1 protein-coding gene is annotated in these 1465 nt (G+C 64.5%); it reads left to right on the forward strand.

From position 1 onward, the window contains the following. Positions 1–1465, forward strand: a 1465-nt coding sequence (locus AC1DBQ_RS23285; protein WP_476930745.1) for a transglycosylase domain-containing protein, incomplete at both ends; no start/stop codon positions are given.

Raw genomic sequence — 1465 nt, forward strand, 5'->3', positions numbered from 1 at the left:
GGCGTGGACACCACCKGCATCCTGCGCGCCCTCGTCAGCACCGCCCGCGGCCAGAAGCAGGGCGCGTCCACGATCACCCAGCAGTACGTGAACAACGTCATCAACTCCTCGCTGGAGGCCGAAGGCAAGGGCGACGAGGTCCTCCTCAACGGCGTCAACAAGGGCGTAGGGGACAAGCTCCGGGAAATGAAGCTGGCCATCGCGCTGGAGAAGAAGTTCACCAAGGAGCAGATCCTTGAGGGCTACCTGAACATCGTGTTCTTCAACCGGGACGCCTACGGCATCGAAGCCGCATCCAAGTTCTTCTTCAGCACCACCGCCAAGGACCTGACCCTGCCGCAGGCGGCACTTCTCGCCGGCGTCGTGAACAGCCCCTCCTTCTACGACCCCATCTCGAACCCGGACAACGCCAAGGTCCGGCGCGACCTCGTGCTCAAGGCGATGCTGACCCAGGGCAAAATCAAGCAGGCCGACTACGACGCCGCCGTCGCGACGCCGRTGGAAACCAAAGTCACCCAGCCCCGCCAGGGCTGCGCCTATTCGCAGACCGCACCGTACTTCTGCGACTACGTGTTGCACCTGCTCCTGAACAACCCGGCCTACGGGGCCGACGCTGCCGAGCGCGAGCGGAAGATCTTCCGCGGCGGCCTGACCATCAAGACCACGCTGGACCCGCACGCCCAGGCTGTGGCCCAGTCCCAGGTTGATGCTTCGGCCGGCGCCAACCCGGACAAGTGGGGCGCCTCGCTGGTGTCCGTGCAGCCGGGCTCCGGCAAGATTATTTCCATGGCCCAGAACACCGTCTGGTTCCCGGCCGACGGCAAATTCGACCAGACCCAGAACTTCAACGTGGACAGCCAAGACGCCAAGGGCAACGACCTCAACGGTCTGGGCGGCTTCCAGCCCGGCTCCACCATGAAGCCCTTCACGTTCGCGGAATGGCTCAATGAGGGCAAGTCCATGAGCACTCTGCTCAATGGCGCCGTGCGCCGATATCCGCAGAATTTCCCCTGGAAGAACACCTGCCCGGMCCCGACCGTMGGCTGGTATGACGMGACCAACGGCACCCATGACCTGCAGAACGCGGAAGAGGGCTACTACAAGTACATGTCCGTCCTCGACGGGCTTGCCAACTCCATMAACACGATCACCTTCGCTACGGCGGCCCAGGTGGATCTCTGCGGGATCCAGAAGATCGTCGACGCCGTCGGCATCCACGGCGGCCTGCCGAGCACGGACAACCCCAATCCCCAGGTGCCGATGACCACCCTCGGTAACCTCATCGGCTCCACCCAGACGGCGCCGCTGACCATGGCAAGCGCGTTCGCCACGTTCGCCAACGACGGCAAGTACTGCGAACCGATCGCCATCGATTCGGTGACGGACGCCACCGGCGCCCAGCTGCCGGYCCAGACGCCCAACTGCCGGGACGCGATCAATCCGGATRTGGCCCACGGCGTCGCGT

The organism is Arthrobacter sp. 10T413_2, from assembly GCF_056394205.1.